We start from the raw sequence: 17,697 nt of genomic DNA, 5'->3' as shown, positions 1-17,697 counted from the left end.
TATACTTCGGATTACTAACTATGAAATTGAAAATAAGAACCGGCTTTGGCTACGACGTGCACCAGCTGCAGGAAGGGCTTGATTTCTGGCTCGGCGGCATTAAGATTCCGCACACGCACGGTGCCCTGGGCCATTCCGACGCCGATGTGCTGATCCACGTGATCTGCGATGCCCTGCTGGGCGCCGCCAACATGCGCGACATCGGCTTCCACTTCTCCGACAAAGACCCCAAGTATAAAGGCATCGACTCTAAGATACTGCTGAAGGAAGTGGTGCACCTGCTGGCCCGCGAAGGCTACGAGATCGGCAACATCGACTCTACGGTTTGCCTGCAGGAGCCAAAGGTAAACCCGCACATCCCCGCTATGAAAACCTGCCTGGCCGAAGTAATGGGTATTCCGGAGGAGGATATCTCTATTAAAGCCACCACCACCGAACAGTTGGGCTTTGTGGGCAAAAAAGAGGGCGTGGCGGCGTTTGCTACGGTGCTCATTTCGAAGGAGTAGGCAGCAGCAGATTAAACCTGCAGCTCCTGCACCCGTCTAAACCTGTACTTTATAACTGAACTAAACTATACCTAAACCATGAGGAGACACAATCTCTACGCTGCCTTGATGCTAGCCGCCGTAGGCTATGGCTGCGCCAAGGGCCCAAGCGCCAGTAACCCTACCACCGATGTGGCCAAACTGAGCGAGGCCGCACCAACGTACGCCGAAACCATTACGGCAGAAGACCTGTCTAAGCACCTGCACATCATCGCATCGGATGAGTATGAAGGCCGCAACACCGGCGATAAAGGTCAGAAAATGGCCGCCGAGTACATTGCCCGCGAGTTCCGCGAGGATGGCCTGATGGGACCGGTAAAGGCAAACACCGCCAACCCATACTACCAAACCTTTGACCTGGAGAAAAGCACCTGGGGCGAAGGCCACATCACCATTGGCAACGAGAAGTACCTGATGATGCAGGATTTCTTCCCGTTCGGCTCCTCTCCGTTCACCACAGAGCAGGCGGTGCAGGCAGTTTATGCCGCTGATGCAGACAAAGTAACAGCTGATGCCTCTGGCAAAATAGTGGTAACGCTGCTTGCCAGCCCAGACGAAATCCAGACAAAAATGCGCCCCTTCTCTGCCGCAGCCGAAAAGGCAGGCGCGAAAGGCGTTGCGTTTGTGCTGCCAGCCGATGCGTATCGCGCCATGGCTGAGCGTTTCTCGCACCGCCTAAAGCAGCCTTCTGTTTCTCAGAAAGGCAAAGGCAACCAGGGTTCGGCCACGCTCTTCACGACGCCAACCGTTGGCGCTGCTTTATTGGGCACAACGCCTGAGAAACTGCAGCAGACAGCACAGAACGCCTCCACTGCGTCTTTCACCCCTGCCTCCGATATTCGTATCCTGATGGGAAGAACCACAGAGCCGCTTTCTACGGAGAACGTACTGGGCTACATGGAAGGCACTGATAAGAAAGACGAGGTTGTAGTAGTTACCGCTCACTACGACCACGTAGGCATAGACGAAGAAGCGGAAGGCGGCGACAAGATCTACAACGGCGCCAACGACGATGGCTCCGGCACAGTAGCTGTTATTGAAATGGCCGAAGCGTTTGCCCAGGCTAAGAAAGCTGGCTACGGCCCGCGCCGCAGCGTGCTGTTCATGACTGTTACGGGCGAGGAAAAAGGCCTGCTGGGCTCTGAGTACTACTCCGAAAACCCGATCTTCCCGCTGGAGAACACGGTGGCTGACGTAAACATCGATATGATCGGCCGCATGGACTACGAGCACGAGAAGACCAACGACAGCAACTACATCTACGTGATCGGTGCCGATAAGCTTTCTTCGGAGCTGCACCAGATTAACGAGGAGATGAACGAGAAGTACGTGAACCTGAAGCTCGATTATACTTTTAACGACGAGAACGACCCGAACCGCTTCTACTACCGCTCCGACCATTACAACTTTGCCAAGCACGGCATTCCGATCGTGTTCTACTTTAACGGCGTGCACGACGATTACCACCAGCCGGGCGACGAGCCGGACAAAATCATCTACCCTTATGCTGAGAAAGTGGCTCGCCTGGCGTTCCACGTGGCATGGGAGCTGGCCAACCGCGAAAATAGAATTGTGGTAGACAGCAATAAGAAGTAAGACTTCTGAGTTAGAGAGTTAAAAAGTTAGAAGGTTAGAAAGTTAAGGAGTTAGAGTTGGTCTGAAGGTAAACTGTAGTTAATCAGAATTAATTATAGTCCTTTTAGTCGCCGATTCAAAAACTCACATACTTTCTAACCTTCTAACTTTTTAACTTTATACCTTTAGGGGTGTTTTTCTTTTTATAGGGCAGCCGCAGGTGCAGCCTTTGTCCCGGAAAAACGTAAGGGGAAAGCAGTATGAGTAAACTGAAACAGTTTCTGCAAGACGCGGAAACGAAAGCATTTGACCAGGGCCACCGCGCCACCATTAAGTTCAACATCGGCAAGTATAACGCCGCTGTGCAGCGGGGCCTTACCCAATACACCGACCATGAACTGGCCCGCGAGCGCGGCTCCTTCATAAAAACCCAGACGATCAACAACCTGGATAAGTACCTGATGGAGTTTGAGGCCAACTTTACCGCCCGTGGCGGCAAGGTGATCTGGGCCCGCGACGCAAAGGAGGCGCTGAAGGAGATTGGGGAGATTATGAAGCGCAAGCGTGCCCGCTCTATTGTAAAGTCCAAGTCGATGACGACGGAGGAGATACACCTGAACGACTACCTGGAGAAGAACGGCATCGAAGCGGTGGAGACGGACCTGGGCGAGTATATTGTGCAGCTGGCAGAGCAGCGGCCTTACCATATCGTTACCCCGGCCATGCACATGTCTAAGACTGATATCCGCGACCTGTTCGTGCGCAAGCTGGGCATCCCCCCGACCGATAACGCTGAGGAGTTGGTAGGCGTGGCCCGCCGGTTATTGCGCGAAAAGTATACTTCGGCGGAGGTAGGCATTACAGGCGGCAACTTCCTGATTGCGGATGTGGGCGGCGTGGCCATCACCGAAAACGAGGGCAATGCCCGCCTTTCCACCAGCTTCCCTAAAACGCATATTGCCATAGTGGGCATCGAGAAGATGATCCCATCCATCATGGACCTGGACCTGTTCTGGCCCCTGCTGAGCACCAGCGGCACCGGCCAGAACGTAACCGTATACAACACTATACTTACCGGCCCGCGCCAGCCGAAGGAGAAAGACGGCCCGGAGGAGATGTACGTGGTGCTGCTGGATAACGGCCGCACCGATCTGCTGGCCCTGCCCGAGAAGCGCGAGGCCCTGAACTGCATCCGCTGCGGCGCCTGCCTGAACGTGTGCCCGGTATACAAGAACATCGGCGGCCATACCTACGAAACCACCTACAGTGGCCCGATCGGTTCGGTGATATCGCCGCACTACAACGGCATGGCCGAGCACAAGCACCTGAGCTTTGCCAGCTCCCTTTGCGGCGCCTGTACCTCGGTGTGCCCTGTTAAGATCAACATACACAACCTGCTGCTGCTAAACCGCAAACAGAGCGTAGACGAGGGCATGGCCGATAGCCAGGAGAAAACCGCGATTAAACTATGGCTGAAGGCCATGAAAAGCCGGAGGCTGATGAACATGGCCCCGGCCAGCATCAAGAACTTTGTGCTGCGCTACGTGCAGAAAGATACCTGGAGCAAGCGCCGCGAACCGCTGCAAGCACCGAAAAAATCGTTTAACCAGCTCTGGAAGGAGCAACGGGGATAAAGTATAAAAGCCTGCTGATGAAGCAGGCTTTTTTTCTGAAACAGGATTTCCAGAATTAGAGGATGCACAGGATACCCAGCAATAATCAGCTTATTTCTGGCGCGAGTCTCCAGACTCGTGTCCTATTTATGGTGTGAAGTCTCCGACTTCACGGAGGCCGGAGGCATCAGGTTGAGTTCTGCAGTAGATTACCCACTCCTACCCCTCCCAAGAGGGGAATCTCACAGTACCGTACCTTATTCCCCTCCTCGGAGGGGCTAGGGGTGGGTTAAAGAAAAGTAAGGAGGGTGATGGGCAGGCTTATTCTGCAGTGCCGGGTCACCCCCCTTTATACCCTCCTTATCCAAGGCGGGGAGTCCGTAACTGCTTTGGCTGAAGTATAAGCTTCATAGCTACTGCCGTTGTAGGGACAGGTCGCGACCTGTCCCTACAACACCAATAACTAATAATAAACAACCTAACGCTACCTATCCACCTCGCCCAGCACGATATCCACAGAGCCGACGATGGCGATGAGGTCGGCTACCATACAGCCGCGGCTGATCTCGGGGAGCACCGAGAGGTTCACGAAGCTTGGGGCGCGGCCTTTGGCGCGGAAGGGTACATCGGAGCGATCGGTGGTGCGGAAGTAGTAGCCGAGTTCGCCGCGCGGGGTTTCGCCTCTAAAGTATAACTCCTGCGCTCCGGTCATGCGCATTTTCTTGGGGCAAGCCGCCTGTGGGTCGAAGTCCGGGGTGCGTTTGTGGTCGCCGGTAAGCTGGTCGAGGCACTGGCGGATGATCTTGACGGACTCGCGACACTCCAGGGCGCGCACGTAGTTGCGGTCCCAGCAGTCGCCGGTGGTGCCGGCAAGCCCCTGCCCTATCGGTACCTCAAAGTCCAGCTCAGGGTACACGCTGTAGCCATCCACACGGCGCAAATCATACTTCAGGCCGGAGCCGCGCAGCATCGGGCCGGAGCAGCCGTAGTTGATCGCTACATCCAGTGGAAGTATACCCACGTTGGCCGTGCGGTCTATAAAGATCTTGTTGCTCAGCAGTATGGTGTCCAGCTCGTCGAGCTTGGGCTGCAGGTAGTCTATAAACTCGCGGCAGCGCTCCTCAAAGCCGATGGGCAGATCATAGTATAAACCACCCACCCAGATGTAGTTGTACAGCATCCGCGCGCCCGAAACCCACTCCAGCAAACGCTGAATGTGCTCTCTATCGCGTAGCAGCCACAGGAACGGCGTAAAGGCCCCGATGTCGATGGCGTAGGTGCCGATGGCCACAAAGTGCGAGGCGATGCGGTTGAGCTCCGTTACCAGCACCCGGATGTACTCCACCCGCTTCGGAATCTGGTCGGTTATGCCCAGCAGCTTCTCCACGCCCATGCACCACACATGCTCCGAGTTCATGGCGGCCAGGTAGTCCATGCGGTCCACGTAAGGCAACGTCTGATTATAGGCCATACTTTCGGCGTGCTTCTCGAAACAGCGGTGCAGGTAACCGATGTGCGGCACCACCTCCTGTATGATCTCGCCGTCGGTGACCACCTCCAGGCGCAGTACACCGTGCGTGCTCGGGTGCTGCGGCCCCATGTTCACAATCATCTCGCCGGCCTTCAGCGCATCCTGGCTGAACTTGTTCGGCTCTGACTGCAGCAGGTAGTTTTTGTAGATAGACACAGGAGTTAGTGAGTTAGAGGGTTAAAGAGTCAGAGAGTTGCCTCTTCTGCAAAGTTCGGAAAAAAGGGGGATTTGTGCAGGGGTTTGTTGGGGAAGGGCTGACAAAAAGTAAAACAGAAATTTATATATTGCACTTATTATAGTAATACTTATATTTATACATTTGCCAGGATCATTTGTAACATCTTATAGTTGTGCATTTTCAATTTAGTAGCTTAAGAATATAACATGAATGTATAAGCTTCAAGAAATATTCAGTAATAGAGAGTTAGCCTTAATTGCTTGGACTCTTGTTGCTACTATCAGCATCCTGTTTGATCAATCAATACGGAAAGCTCTATATAAAGTCTTACGTGCTTTCTTTCAGCCTTCCATTCTAATTATTATCCTTCTTGCAATGCTATACTCAGTTGGAGTAGTTTATATTTTAAGAATGATTGATTTATGGAGTCAAACTCTTCTTAAAAATACATTGCTCTGGTTCTTCGGTTCAGGCGTCATTATTTTATTTTCACTGAATAAAGCTGAAAAAGAAAAAAACTTTTTCACTAAGCTACTCCTTGACAACTTAAAACTTTTATTAGTCTTCGAATTCATAATCAACCTTCACCAATTCAGCTTAACTACAGAACTTGTTATGTTACCAGTATTAGCCTTTCTGACAGGAATGAAGCTAATTGCTGAGCGTGAAGAGCGAACTCAAAAGGTTAAAGTTGGAATTGAATGGATATTAACAATTGGTGGATTAGCAATTATAGTAATTTCTTTGATAGACATATATAGCCATATAAACGACTTTGCTAATCCTTCAACTTTGACTACCTTCTTGCTACCAATAATCCTTTCAATTTCTTTCATACCTTGCGCTTATTTTATTGCTCTTTACATGGGTTATGAAATGCTTTATGTCAGATTAACTCTCTTTCTAAAGGATAAACAAGATTTGCAATTTGCTAAATGGCGAGTTCTTTGGAAGTGCAACTTTCATCTTTCAAAGCTTAAACAACTTTCACCTAAAATTAATGTCCTTAACAGTAGATCTACAAGACAAGAAATTAAGGAAATAATTAATTAGTTCTGATAGATACCTCCCACTAATCCTAGCATACATCTCATACTTCCCCTCCAAAGGCCATTCATAATCAACCTAACACAAAACCATGAACACAAAACTACTAATGACCATAAGTGCTGTTACCATGGGTATGGCAGGCTTGGTATTATCTTTTCTGCCGCAGGAAGTTGCCAGCGGTTTAGGGGTACCTGAAGCTGCTGCCGTCGTTTTGCAGGTGTTGGGAGCCTTATACTTTGGCTTTGCCATGATCAACTGGACAGCTAAAGCAAATCTGATAGGCGGAATTTACAGCAGGCCAGTTGCGCTTGGCAACCTGGCCCATTTTGTTATCGGGGCACTCGCATTGGCTAAGCTGGCAGTAAAGGATACAAGCCTGAGCTACTTATGGGTGGCAGCATTGATCTACTCAGTTTTTGCAATACTTTTTGCGTATGTTTTCTTCACTACACCTGATCTGAAAAGTAAGTATCGTTAGGATGATGTGGGCAGAGGGTAACAAGCAAGCTGCCGTCAATGCCGCATGTTTAGCGCCAGCGCAAATGTAGCGTACTTGATGCCAGTTTGTAACTGGCTTTACACTCACATCTATACTTTCGCCTTTACAAACTGGCTCCCCATACTTTTTACCGGCCAATCGGCTTTAAGGAAGTGAAAGATCAAAAGGTTTTCGGTATATTGCCTTTATAATATACTTATTATGAAATTCCCGTACGTCATTTTGCTCGGCCTGCTGCTCCTGGTCGATATTCTAACCTTTACAGAAATTGCTTCGCTGGTACGCCAGCCCTCCGACCTGCAGGTAGCTATCGGCTTAGGACTGCTGCTGGTGCTCGTCATCGCCAATTTCTTCGTTATCCGTCTTTCCATCAACAAACTTAAACCCTAACCATGAACAATGCCCGTCAGCTCCTAACCTGGAGCATCAGCTTCATACTTATTCTTGTGTTCTCCATTACCGCCATGAAATCCTGCACCCGCATTGATGCAGGCCATGAGGGCATTTTGGTGAAACTCTACGGCACTGATAAAGGCGTGCAGGACGTGAACCTGGTAACAGGACGCGTGTGGTTCAACCCTTTCACCGAGGAGGTGTTCCAGTTCCCGACCTTCGTGCAGACGGTGGATTACCCGGCCTTTACCGTAAACGCCAAAGACGGCTCCGTTTTCACGGTTGATCCGACCATCTCGTTTAGAGTGAGCCCCGGCGAGAGCCCGAAGATCTTCAGCAAGTACCGCAAAGATATTGAGCTGATCACCAAGACCACGCTGTTCAACTACACCCGCGACGCCTTCCGCATCCAGTTCAACAAGTATAGCACCGACAGCATCATCTCAAACCGCCAGAGCTTTGAAGACAAAGTGCAGATCGCGCTTGATAATGCCTTAAGAAAAGAGGGCTTTGAGCTGGAGCAGATGACCAGCGGCCTGCAGTACCCCGACGAGATCGTGCGTGCCGTGAACCTGAAGAACCGCGCCGTGCAGCAGGCCCTGCAGGTAGAGAACGAGCTGAAAGTAGCAGAAGCCCAGGCCCGCAAGAAAATAGTGGAAGCCGAAGCCGAAGCCCGCGCCAACGAACTACGCCAGCGCACGCTCACGCCGCTGCTCATACAGCAGCAGTTTATTGAGAAGTGGGACGGCAAAACTCCGCTCTACAGCAACTCGCCCACCTTCTTCAAGAACGTGCAGTAAAAGTATAACTGAGTATAAAAGAAGGGCCGCCGGAAGAACAACCGGCGGCCTTTTTTGTTTTCAGCATCTTGTTGTCCAACCACCCCTGCCCCTCCTTAGCTAAGGAGGGGAATCTTTAGCTACTTTGGCTGAAGTATAAGTTTTATAGTCGCTGCTGTCACTAGCTGAAGTATAAACCCACCCCTTGCCCCTCCGAGGAGGGGAATTTAGAAACTTTGAGCGCCCCTGCCAACTGATTCTGGCAGCGGCAGGCAGAGGCGGGCCGAAAGCTTTTTTTACTCTTCTTAACAAGGAGGTTTGAGTTCTACAGGTATGCTTCTTTATTTCCGGATCATCACTTTGCGGGTGTATACTTTAGCGCCGTGCTGCAGGCGCACCAGGTAGAGCCCGTTCGCCCGACCAGATAGATCGATCATGCCTTTGTACTGCCCGTTTATCTGCCGCACCGAAGCCGTATGCAACAGGTTTCCCAGCATATCTACTACCGTCAGCGTGAGGTCTTCGGGGGCAGTGGTTTCTACGGTGTAGTTAAATTTGCCGTCGCCGCTCGGGTTCGGGAAAACCACCAGTTCCGGCCCCACATCGCGAGTAGCGCTTTCCACCTCATACCTGTAAGCCAGCGACATCTGCGACACGCAGCCGTTTTTAAAGGCCATGACACTATACTGTCCGTTCAGGGTTGGGGTAAAGCGGCGGGCGTCTGCTCCCTCCAGCGGCAGGCCGTCCAGGTACCACTGGTTTCCCTCCGGCAGGCTCGACACCAGTTCCTTTCCTTCCCGGGTAATGCGCGGCTGCTCCAGCGGCACGCCTTCTTTCAGGGCCACGGCCACCCGCGGGCTTGGGCAGCCCAGGGCGCGCACTTTCAAGTCGTAGAAGTAGTAATAGTAGCCTGCCCATTCGGCACTGGCGGTGTTGCCACTGATCGTGAAAACCTGATCGACGCCAAAGGGGTAGCCTTTTACATTTTCATTGTCGCGGTAAATGGTGGCACCGCCCTCGTACGAAATAGCAATGTTATACATACCGGCCTGCGGAAGCTGCAGCCCCAGGTAGTATACCTGTCCCTCATCGTTTGGGTCGTCGGGTTGCACGCCCTCGCCGGGCTCGGTGCGCGTGGCTGTAACCGGAAGAGTACGGGATGAAACCGGTGCTCCGTTGGTATCATATACTGTAAAGGTGATTTTTCCGCTGTGGCCAATGTATAGCCGTGCCTGCTCCAGCACCATTGGGGCGCTGGTAGTTATCTGCACATCCGGCGTAAACTGGTTATACCCTCCTCCGGCAAAAACATTCTTGTCCTTAGGACCAACCGTGGCCGAAAAATCATTAAAAGCTGCGAAAAGCGTGCTGCCAGCCTTATCGGCGGTCACCTGCGCCTGGTTGCCAGCCGCAATCGGGGTAGTGCCGCTAAGCGAAGTATACCAGTAAGGCGCGCCGCCTCCCTCTGCCGACAACGTATAAACCGGGCTGTCGCTGCACCGGAAGGCCGCTGCATCGGCGGGGGGCTCGTTTCCTGCTGCCACGGCAAAAGTATAGCTGCGCTGGTTGTTGCCCGCCACGGCATCTCCGGTAAGCTCTGAGGTAGCTAAAAGCTCGTAGGTGGCGCCTGCCTCAGTTGCAAACGGCTCCTCCAGCACCAGTTCCGCCTGTCCGAAAGGAGGCAGCGTTCCGGCAAAGGTTCCGGTGAGCGTTTGCTGCTCCTGCCCGTTTTTAAGCACCTTTACAGCCACCGGTATATTCTGTTGTGCCGAGGTGCCGCTGTTGCGCAGCGTTACCACTACTTTCTGGGCAGGGTTCGCACACAGGGCCGAACCTCCCGCAGGCTGTATACTTTCCAAAGCAATATCCCGCTGGGGCTTTATGAATTGCAGCAGATAATCCTGCGTTTCGCCGCGGGCATAGCTGCCGCAGGCACTAACAGCAGCGGCGTCAGCGGTTTCCTGCACCACCACCCGCATACGCACCTTGTCTCCGGCAGTCAGGTTGTCCGGCGCTTTTACGGTTGCCGCAAAGTTGCCGCTCACCGCTCCGGATGTAGCCACTGCCTCTCCCGCATCGCCGAAGCTGCCGTTCCCGTTCCAGTCGATGTATACTTTGGCCACGCTGGCCGTTGCCGTGCCGCAGCTGCCCAACTCCAACTGAAGCGGAATTGCCTGGCTCGGCTCCACAGCAAAAATGTTGGTCATCAGGTTACGGTAAGTGCTGCAGTCATCCGCCAGGGTCATACTTTTACCTCCAAAGCTAAACTTGCTGACGCGGGTGCCTTGGCTGGATGTGGGGGCGCTGGCGCAAACTGCCGTACCGCCCGCGCCGCTTACCAGCAAAGTATAGGCTTGCGGCCCTTCCTGCAGCGTTCCTTTATGTTTTACCTTGATCGTATACTTCGTGCCGGGCACGGCATCGGCAATCAGCACCTGCTCCACGTTATCCACCACGTTATCGCCTGGCTTGGCTGCCTCTGCTGGTGCAGCAGGGTCTAAAGCCCAGGGCAGATAGCTTTTGCCGTTGCCCGCCACGCGCAGGTCCAGGTCGTTTACCAGTCTGGGGCTGCGGTTGTTCAGCGGGTTGGCACCTTCGGCGGTTACTTTTCCTTTCGGGTCGGTCCAGGATATGGTAATTCGCAAGGGGCCTTTGCCGGAGGCGGTCACCTCTATGGTTTGTTCTTCGTTTTGTGCCAGCGTTTTTTCCTGCAGCAGGTGCGTTTGGTCGGAGTTGCTGATGAGCGTGGCGGCCCGTTCGGCGTTCAATAATCCCCAGCCATAGCGGTAGTCTGGCCCTGGTGCGTCGCCTGCCTCGTCTGCGGTATGGATCACCAAGCCCTTGAGGGTAGCGGCGCGCATAAACCGGCCCTGGTTGAGGCCGGAGAAGTGCTCCTGCAGCAACAGCAGCGTCCCCGACACGTTGGGGGCGGCCATAGAGGTGCCGCTCTGCACCTGGTAGCTTCTGTCGTTGGCGGAGGAGGTGGAGAGCACTTCCTGCCCATCGCCCACCAAATCCGGCTTAATGCGCCCATCATCCGTAGGCCCCCACGAGCTAAAGCCGGTCATCACCACGTCCTGCGTCTGGTTATACCCATCTGCAATGGCTTTTACAGCGCCTACGGTCAGTATATTCTTGGCCGTGCCCGTGGTCGTGATCACGTCATAGGCATCGTTGCTGCTCAGGGTTTGCGGGCGCGACTTTACCAGCTCAAACTTGCCGTTGCTGGTGCGCTGGTAGTATGGCTTGCCCACGGCAGGACCGGTTTCGCCCCGGTTATTGCCCGCCGACTTCACAATCAGGTAGTACGGGGCGTTAAACGCGATGTCGTCCCAGTTAGCGGCTTCGTCGTTGTAGTAGCCAAAGGTATAGTCTTCATTCTTGCTGATGCTGGTGTTGCCCCACCACTCCCAATAAGGGTCCTCGTCAGTGCCTTTGCGGTCGGAGTTAAAATGCCACCCCGCCAGGCTGCCGTAAGAGTGGTTGGAGAGGAGCAGATCTTTGGCGGCAGTGGCCATCTCTGCCCCATCTTTGTTAAAGTCATAGGCCAGCAGCGATTTATACCCAAAGGCCATGCCGCGCGCCAGGGGGTTAAGCCCGGTGGCTATCATGGTGCCGGCCACGTGGGTGGAGTGCTCGCTGGTTTGGGTGGGGTTATCGCGCTGGTCCACGCGGCCTGTCAGCTCCTGGTGCGATGCCAGCACCCGCCCCCCATCCCACAGGGCCAGTTTGTTCGCGACGCTGCTACTGCTGCCATTCAGGCTAAGGTCCAGGGTGCCGCCGCTCCAGAGTTGGTCTGTGCGTGTAGTGGCAGCCGCGCTGGAGTTGTTATACGTGATATAGTAAACCGGCTGCCCGGTGGCATCCAGGCCCTGCAAAGAGATTACGCGCCCGTCTTTACCTATTCTCTCGATGACCCAGCCATACTTCTCTGCCAGCTCCAGGGCCTTTTCCCGGTTTGCCCGGTACTTCGCTTCGGCAGACTTGGCAATGCGCTGCAGCGCCTGCGTGTTGGTATGATCAGGGGAGAAAGCAGGTTGCTGCGCAAATGCCGCTGAGCCTGTAGCCAGGCCAAGCGCAACAAGCCAAAGGCTCAACTTCTTCATATAGGTATGGCAGGGTAAATGTGTTCCTTTCTAAAGATACTATAAAAGCAAGATAAAGCCAAAGTGGTTCCTGGAGAGGGTGTGTTATGTATGAGTTTGTTAGATTTGATCCTGAAAGGTGTTGCTGAGCTTGTTTGCATCTTTCCTGCTGCCGAATCCTTCACTGGCGCAAGCGTCCGCTTGTGCCCCCATTAGCCACTGCTTCCTGCAGCAGGAACTAAGCTATACTTCTTAGCTGCCATTCATCCTCAGTCTTACATACCTACAGTTGCATTGCTTACTTGGCTCCCTCCGAGGCCGGGAGGCCTCGCCTTCGGGCATCGCGCTGTGTGCCTGAAGCTGCCTCCGCGCTGCTCCGGCTGCCGCATCCGCGGCACCGCAACATGCACAAGGCGCTCTTTTTCGAGGGCCCCTACCCCCACCCAAAGGCTGGGATCAGTTTTCGATAGCCGCAGCTGACGCAGCTAACACAGAGTTCCCCTCCTTAGACAAGGAGGGGTTAGGGGCAATGCCGTCAACTTAAGAAATATCTCGGGTTGCCTCCAGTATGACAGTCGCCCTTGCTGTGTCTTCTGACCAGCTAGTTGTTGGTGAGAACACGCAACAACGGCAAACTTAAACGCTTAAGTTGACGGCATTGGGGGTTAGGGGTGGGTTTATGCCTGCGAAACTCCTTCACCTTTTCTTAAAAGTGGGGTAACCCCTCCAAAACAAAAAAGCGCCCCGGCTATTGCCAGCGCGCTTTCTTACAGTATAAGTTTTATACTTGGTTATCGTCTCTGAAGCTCTGCGAACTCCTTTGCGAAGTATGTAAGAATGATGTCGGCGCCGGCGCGCTTTATACTTAGCAGGCTCTCCAGCATGGCCTTCTCGCCGTCAAGCCAGCCTTTTTGGGCAGCGGCTTTCACCATGGCATACTCCCCGCTCACGTTGTAAGCCGCAATAGGCAGGTGCGAGTTCTCGCGCAGCGACTTGATAATGTCGAGGTAAGCCAGGGCAGGTTTTACCATCAGGTAGTCTGCGCCTTCGGCAATGTCCAGTTCGGCCTCTAAAAGGGCTTCGCGGCTGTTGGCCGGGTTCATTTGGTAGGTTTTCTTGTCGCCTTTTTTAGGGGCGGAGCTCAGGGCATCGCGGAACGGGCCATAGAAGGCGCTGGCATACTTGGCGGTGTAGCTCATAATGCCTACTTTCTGGTAGCCGTTCTCGTCCAGCACGTGGCGCAGGTGCGCTACACGGCCATCCATCATATCCGACGGGGCCACCACATCGGCACCGGCCTGCGCCTGCGCCAAGGCCATTTTACCCAGCACCTCCAGGGTCTCATCGTTCAGGATCTCGCCGTTTTCCACAATGCCGTCGTGGCCGTCCGAGCTGTAGGGGTCCATGGCTACGTCTGAGAAAATCACTACGTCCGGGAAGTTCTTCTTGATCTCTCGGATGGCTCTGGCGTAGAGACCCTCTGAATTATGGCTCTCAGTGGCATACTTATCCTTGAGTTGGTCGGGTATACTTGGGAACGGCGCGAAGGCTTTAATCCCCAGGTCTACGCAAGAGGCGACCTCCTCTTGTAGGGTATCAATAGAAAAGCGGTTGATGCCTGGCATAGAGGCCACCTCTACCTTTTGGTTCTGCCCCTCGATAACGAAAAGCGGAAGTATAAAATCGTTTACGTCCAGTGTTGTTTCCTGCACCAGGTTACGTATGGCTTCCGTCTGGCGGTTGCGTCTTGGTCTTCTGATCATAACTATAAATTTTTACAGAAAAACGTTCTGTTTTGCATTCCTGCAAAGGTACGGCTTAAATGGCAGAAAAGCTGTTTGTTTGTGGGGATAGTACCGGTATCTGTCGGGAGGGGAATAAAAAGTATAATTGATTACCAGTAATGGCAGCCTGCAAAAAAAAAGAGACGCAAGGTATTGCGTCTCTACAGAATTAAAACCAGCTAAATCCCCTTCATCACTGGTTACTGGTCGTCCTCATCCGGCAGAATCTCCACGTCCTGCACCAGCACGAAGTTCTCTATCTCGCGGGCTTTCGGGGTGTTGGCCAGGCCTCCTTCGGCTGTCTCTTTATACTTGCGCTCCATGCTTTCGCCTACTTCGCCAAGGGCTGCCACGCATTGGTCTACCGGAATAACCGGGTCTACGCCGGCAATGGCAAGCTGTGCGGAGGAGAAGGCGATGGCGCTGGCGCTGGCGTTACGCACAATGCACGGTACTTCCACCAGTCCGGCCACCGGGTCGCACACCAGGCCCAGCATACACTGGATGGTAATAGCCACGGCATTAAACACCTGCGGCACATCACCGCCGAGGCAGTATACGATGGCACCGGCCGCCATGGCGGCCGCACTACCTGTTTCGGCCTGACAACCGCCTACGGCACCGGCCAGGGAGGCGTTCTGCTCTATAATCAGGGCGATGCCCGCAGCTATCAAGAGCCCTTCGTGTATCTTTCTGTCGTCGAGGTTGTGCAGCTCCTGCAGCGTGGTAAGCGTGCCCGGAAGTATACCCGATGCGCCGGCTGTAGGCGCAGCTACCACACGGCCCATGCAGGAGTTCACCTCCTTGGCCCCCAGCGCCCGCGACACCAGCAGCTTAAACTCCGGCGACAGCACCGTTACCGGCGACTTGGCCACTTTCTTGGCGCCGTTGTTCACCATGCCCGAGCGGGATTTCATGTCTTCGGTAAGGCCGGTTTTCACCGCGTCCTTCATCACGTCGTAAGCCTTGGCTATATTTTCCCAGATAAACTCCTCTGTGCGGCCCTTTTGCTCGATTTCGTACTCCAGCACGGGCTGGTATAATGGTTCGCCGGTTTCAGCGCAGTGCTTTTGCCAGCTCTTAAAATCAGTGAATAGTAATGACATTGCTCTTAATTCCTTCTGGTTATGTTGCGCAGGCCGGTTGCCCGGCCTCACGTACAAGTATACGTGTTTCAAAGATAACAAAAGCGCAGCCCGGAAATGTTCTGTATTTTAAAAGTATAAGCACGCTAACCTATGGCCGCCTCGCTCGTTTCTGAAAGCTACAGCCAGATTTATACTTGAACGATGGAAAACAACGGTAAAAAACGCGTCGCTATGCGCGTGCACGGCAAAGTGCAGGGGGTCTTTTTCAGGGCCAGCACAGAGGAAAAGGCGCAGGAACTCGGCCTTACCGGCTTTGTGCAGAACGAGCCGGACGGCACGGTATACTTAGAAGCAGAGGGAAGCCCCGAGGCGCTAAAGCAGCTGGAGCAATGGGCGCAAGACGGCCCGCGCCGCGCGCAGGTAAAGCAGGTGGAGGTAGAGGAGAAGGATAGCCTGGAGGGGTTTGAGAAGTTTGAGCAGCGGCGGTAGGGGAATCTTTCTTCCACGTGACACTAGCGCAAGCGTCCGCTTGTGCTTTTTTGTTGATAATGTGTAGGCTAAGGGAAACATTAGAATTTTAAAAAGTTATCATATAATGCTTATATTGGCTTCAAATAATCGCTATATGATTAACTTTCCACAATCTCTACATTTAATAGAGAGCTTTAAGAAATCTGATGATTATCTCCTTATTAAAGAGATTGAAAGCATTAGACGCTCCTTTAATATCTTTAGCGGCAACTACAAAGATTTAAGAAATGCTCTTGATGAACATAATCTAATGAGTTCTAACAATAGCTTATGGGAGAGTAAAGAGATACGTTGGGAAATTCAAGATAGGTTAACACGTTTGCTGTTTAACTTCTGCTCTGCTGCAGCGGCGTTAGTTCCTCACACAAGAAACCATAGGGATAAACTATACAATCAAGCAGATAAAATTTTTATCGAATATGAAGAGTTTCTAGATAAAGAATTCAGGAACAACCTCGAACATCATTTTATAATAGGGCTCAGGAACTTCATTAGTCATGATAAACTACCAGCTATTGTTTCGATAAAGAGGTTCCATGGCAAAATTACTACTACATCCTTCAATATAAAGAAGTCTTCATTAGAGTTCGAAGACAGTAACTGGAAGGCAAAAGCAAAAGATTTTATAAATGATCAACAGGAAAATATTGACGTTGAAAAATTAGTTGATCGGTACTTTTTACGTGTAGAAGAGCTACATAACTGGTATAGTCATCGGCAACTACAACATCATAAAGAAATTTATGCAAAAGTAATCCATGAGAAGAAAACCCTGTTGAGATCAGCTATTGAAGATAGGATTACAACAGCTTTGCCTTATGACCAAGAAGACATAGATAGGGAAGAGCAAGTACTTAATTCATTATAAACTCCATGCCCCTCCGCCCCCTCCTCCAGCAGATCCCACGCGGCCGCTTTGGAGGCGCGTTGGCAGAGGCAGGTGCAGCTAAACAGGCTTGATTTTTTGATACGGCAGGGGCAGGTGGAGCAGGGCTTATACTTTGTGGTAAGCGGTGCGCTGCGCATTTACTACCCGCTGCCCGACGAGGAGATTTGTGTGGGCTTTGGTTACCCAAACACGCTGCTGGTCTCCTTTCCCTCTTTTGTGGCCGGCAAACCCTCCGATTACTGCATACAGGCCCTTCGCAAAAGCGAGCTGCTGGGCATCAGCAAAACAAATTTTATGCAGCTGGTGGAGGAGCGCCCCAACATTAGAAGGTTTTGGTACGAGCAGCTGGAGAAAGCACTGGTAGGCAAGATAGAGCGTGAGGTAGATTTACTGCTGCCAGAGCCGGGGCAGCGGTTGCAGCGCGTCCTGCAGCGCAGTCCGCACCTGTTCCAGCACATCCCCAAAAAGTATATTGCCTCCTATCTGCGCATGTCGCCCGAAACGCTGAGCAGATTGAGGTTTATTTCTTGATCCCTGTCAAGGTTTTAGCGGTATAAGCTACTGTACCTTTGTGCTGTACCACCTAAAACTATGAAAGCCATGACAACGCTGGAACAACTCTCGCAAACCACCAGAGACCTCTGCAAAACCGTAGCGCAGGAATTTTCCTCTCTAAGCCTGGTAGACCTCAACTACAAACCTACTCCCGATAGCTGGAGCATGCTGGAGTGCCTGGAGCACCTGAACCGCTACAGCCGCTACTACAACCCCGCCCTGGCCAAGGCCATTGCGCAGAACCCATGCGAGAACTGTGTGCCAAGTATAACTTTTAGCTGGCTGGGCAAAAAATCGGTGGACATGGTGCGGCCGCAGAACATGAAGAAGCACAAAACCGTGAAGCATATGAACCCGAACGACAGCCACTTAAAACGCGCCACCACCGAGGAGTTTTTGCAGCACCAACAGGAGCTACTGCACATGCTGGAAGATGCAAAGCAGGCAAAACTGAACAAGAAGGCAGTGCCGGTGGAGTTTTTTAAGCTACTGAACATGCGGATTGGCGAAACATTGGCCTTTGTGGTGGCACACCAGGAGCGGCACGTGCAGCAGGCCTTGCGGGTGAAGCAGCAACTGACGCAGCAGGCCGCAGCCTAGCC

General features: G+C 52.7%; 15 protein-coding genes. 11 read left to right on the top strand and 4 right to left on the bottom strand.

What is annotated here, in order from left to right; translation table 11 throughout:
• Nucleotides 1-20: 20 nt before the first annotated feature.
• From ispF to FJM65_RS20300, 3 genes are all read left to right on the top strand, one after another.
• Nucleotides 21-506: a 2-C-methyl-D-erythritol 2,4-cyclodiphosphate synthase gene (gene ispF, locus FJM65_RS20310; RefSeq protein WP_140624053.1), complete on the top strand. Its 486-nt coding sequence runs from the start codon at nt 21-23 to the stop codon at nt 504-506.
• Nucleotides 507-584: 78 nt separating this feature from the next.
• A complete protein-coding gene (locus tag FJM65_RS20305; protein ID WP_140624052.1) occupies nt 585-2,141 on the top strand; it encodes a M28 family peptidase in 1,557 nt (518 codons plus the stop codon).
• 239 nt (nt 2,142-2,380) lie between these two features.
• A complete protein-coding gene (locus FJM65_RS20300; RefSeq protein ID WP_140624051.1) occupies nt 2,381-3,754 on the top strand; it encodes a LutB/LldF family L-lactate oxidation iron-sulfur protein in 1,374 nt (457 codons plus the stop codon).
• A gap of 463 nt (nt 3,755-4,217) precedes the next feature.
• On the opposite strand, the gene FJM65_RS20295 is transcribed toward FJM65_RS20300, so the two are convergent.
• Complete coding sequence (locus FJM65_RS20295; protein WP_140624049.1) at nt 4,218-5,420, bottom strand: NADH-quinone oxidoreductase subunit D; 1,203 nt, start codon at nt 5,418-5,420, stop codon at nt 4,218-4,220.
• 232 nt (nt 5,421-5,652) lie between these two features.
• Between FJM65_RS20295 and FJM65_RS20290 the strand changes: the two genes are divergently transcribed.
• The 4 genes from FJM65_RS20290 (at nt 5,653) to FJM65_RS20275 (ending at nt 8,184) form a co-directional block, all read left to right on the top strand.
• Nucleotides 5,653-6,495: a hypothetical protein gene (locus FJM65_RS20290; RefSeq protein WP_140624047.1), complete on the top strand. Its 843-nt coding sequence runs from the start codon at nt 5,653-5,655 to the stop codon at nt 6,493-6,495.
• Nucleotides 6,496-6,580: 85 nt separating this feature from the next.
• Nucleotides 6,581-6,970, top strand: a complete 390-nt coding sequence (locus FJM65_RS20285) for a hypothetical protein (RefSeq protein ID WP_239023038.1) — start codon at nt 6,581-6,583, stop codon at nt 6,968-6,970.
• Between the two features lie 222 nt (nt 6,971-7,192).
• Entirely contained in the window at nt 7,193-7,381 is a 189-nt protein-coding gene (locus FJM65_RS20280) for a hypothetical protein (protein ID WP_140624045.1), read from the top strand.
• A gap of 2 nt (nt 7,382-7,383) precedes the next feature.
• A complete protein-coding gene (locus tag FJM65_RS20275) occupies nt 7,384-8,184 on the top strand; it encodes an SPFH domain-containing protein (RefSeq protein WP_140624043.1) in 801 nt (266 codons plus the stop codon).
• Nucleotides 8,185-8,504: 320 nt separating this feature from the next.
• Here FJM65_RS20275 and FJM65_RS20270 read toward each other — a convergent pair whose 3' ends face one another.
• The 3 genes from FJM65_RS20270 to sdaAA all read right to left on the bottom strand — a co-directional run bounded on the left by FJM65_RS20270 (nt 8,505) and on the right by sdaAA (nt 15,138).
• Complete coding sequence (locus tag FJM65_RS20270) at nt 8,505-12,269, bottom strand: S8 family serine peptidase (protein WP_140624041.1); 3,765 nt, start codon at nt 12,267-12,269, stop codon at nt 8,505-8,507.
• Nucleotides 12,270-13,039: 770 nt separating this feature from the next.
• A complete protein-coding gene (gene hemB / locus FJM65_RS20265) occupies nt 13,040-14,011 on the bottom strand; it encodes a porphobilinogen synthase (RefSeq protein WP_181163816.1) in 972 nt (323 codons plus the stop codon).
• Between the two features lie 221 nt (nt 14,012-14,232).
• A complete protein-coding gene (gene sdaAA / locus FJM65_RS20260) occupies nt 14,233-15,138 on the bottom strand; it encodes an L-serine ammonia-lyase, iron-sulfur-dependent, subunit alpha (protein WP_140624036.1) in 906 nt (301 codons plus the stop codon).
• 183 nt (nt 15,139-15,321) lie between these two features.
• On the opposite strand from sdaAA, the gene FJM65_RS20255 reads away from it, so the two are divergent.
• The 4 genes from FJM65_RS20255 to FJM65_RS20240 all read left to right on the top strand — a co-directional run bounded on the left by FJM65_RS20255 (nt 15,322) and on the right by FJM65_RS20240 (nt 17,695).
• A complete protein-coding gene (locus tag FJM65_RS20255) occupies nt 15,322-15,609 on the top strand; it encodes an acylphosphatase (RefSeq protein WP_140624034.1) in 288 nt (95 codons plus the stop codon).
• A gap of 136 nt (nt 15,610-15,745) precedes the next feature.
• Nucleotides 15,746-16,519, top strand: a complete 774-nt coding sequence (locus tag FJM65_RS20250; protein ID WP_140624032.1) for a hypothetical protein — start codon at nt 15,746-15,748, stop codon at nt 16,517-16,519.
• 48 nt (nt 16,520-16,567) lie between these two features.
• Nucleotides 16,568-17,071 carry a Crp/Fnr family transcriptional regulator gene (locus FJM65_RS20245; RefSeq protein WP_140624031.1) on the top strand — a complete coding sequence of 168 codons (504 nt, stop codon included), beginning with the start codon at nt 16,568-16,570 and terminating at the stop codon, nt 17,069-17,071.
• 60 nt (nt 17,072-17,131) lie between these two features.
• A complete protein-coding gene (locus FJM65_RS20240) occupies nt 17,132-17,695 on the top strand; it encodes a DinB family protein (RefSeq protein WP_140624029.1) in 564 nt (187 codons plus the stop codon).
• Nucleotides 17,696-17,697 lie beyond the last annotated feature (2 nt).

It is taken from the genome of Pontibacter mangrovi (assembly GCF_006385705.1).
Taxonomy (GTDB): Bacteria; Bacteroidota; Bacteroidia; order Cytophagales; family Hymenobacteraceae; genus Pontibacter; species Pontibacter mangrovi.
Note: the sequence above shows the minus strand (reverse complement) of the source record. Positions and strands in the feature narration are given on the sequence as shown.

Bases quoted from the DNA above. Each gene is read 5' to 3' on its own strand.
- FJM65_RS20275 (WP_140624043.1), top strand. From the start codon at position 7,384: ATGAACAATGCCCGTCAGCTCCTAACCTGGAGCATCAGCTTCATACTT.
- FJM65_RS20280 (WP_140624045.1), top strand. From the start codon at position 7,193: ATGAAATTCCCGTACGTCATTTTGCTCGGCCTGCTGCTCCTGGTCGAT.
- FJM65_RS20270 (WP_140624041.1), bottom strand. From the start codon at position 12,269: ATGAAGAAGTTGAGCCTTTGGCTTGTTGCGCTTGGCCTGGCTACAGGC.
- sdaAA (WP_140624036.1), bottom strand. From the start codon at position 15,138: ATGTCATTACTATTCACTGATTTTAAGAGCTGGCAAAAGCACTGCGCT.
- ispF (WP_140624053.1), top strand. From the start codon at position 21: ATGAAATTGAAAATAAGAACCGGCTTTGGCTACGACGTGCACCAGCTG.
- FJM65_RS20250 (WP_140624032.1), top strand. From the start codon at position 15,746: ATGATTAACTTTCCACAATCTCTACATTTAATAGAGAGCTTTAAGAAA.
- FJM65_RS20285 (WP_239023038.1), top strand. From the start codon at position 6,581: ATGAACACAAAACTACTAATGACCATAAGTGCTGTTACCATGGGTATG.
- FJM65_RS20290 (WP_140624047.1), top strand. From the start codon at position 5,653: ATGTATAAGCTTCAAGAAATATTCAGTAATAGAGAGTTAGCCTTAATT.
- FJM65_RS20300 (WP_140624051.1), top strand. From the start codon at position 2,381: ATGAGTAAACTGAAACAGTTTCTGCAAGACGCGGAAACGAAAGCATTT.
- FJM65_RS20255 (WP_140624034.1), top strand. From the start codon at position 15,322: ATGGAAAACAACGGTAAAAAACGCGTCGCTATGCGCGTGCACGGCAAA.
- FJM65_RS20305 (WP_140624052.1), top strand. From the start codon at position 585: ATGAGGAGACACAATCTCTACGCTGCCTTGATGCTAGCCGCCGTAGGC.
- hemB (WP_181163816.1), bottom strand. From the start codon at position 14,011: ATGATCAGAAGACCAAGACGCAACCGCCAGACGGAAGCCATACGTAAC.
- FJM65_RS20240 (WP_140624029.1), top strand. From the start codon at position 17,132: ATGAAAGCCATGACAACGCTGGAACAACTCTCGCAAACCACCAGAGAC.